Genomic DNA, 244 nt, shown 5'->3' with positions numbered 1-244 from the left:
CATTTGTACTGATCTCGACCGATAAAGCGGTAAGACCGACCAATGTGATGGGCGCCTCTAAGCGTCTGGCAGAGTTAGTTTGCCAAGCGCTAAGCCATACGGATAGCCAAACCTGTATCAGTATGGTGCGTTTTGGTAATGTCCTAGGTTCGTCGGGCTCTGTTGTGCCTTTATTTACCAAGCAGATTGAGCAAGGTAAGCCGATTACGGTCACCCATCCTGATGTGACTCGTTACTTTATGAC

1 protein-coding gene is annotated in these 244 nt (G+C 48.4%); it reads left to right on the top strand.

Features of this window, described 5'->3' with window-relative positions; all coding sequences use genetic code 11:
• Positions 1-244, top strand: a 244-nt coding sequence (locus AAEY80_RS14790) for a polysaccharide biosynthesis protein (protein WP_350588632.1), incomplete at both ends; no start/stop codon positions are given.

The organism is Psychrobacter sp. 78a-MNA-CIBAN-0178 (genome assembly GCF_040309625.1).
Lineage (GTDB): Bacteria > Pseudomonadota > Gammaproteobacteria > Pseudomonadales > Moraxellaceae > Psychrobacter > Psychrobacter okhotskensis.
Note: the sequence above shows the minus strand (reverse complement) of the source record. Positions and strands in the feature narration are given on the sequence as shown.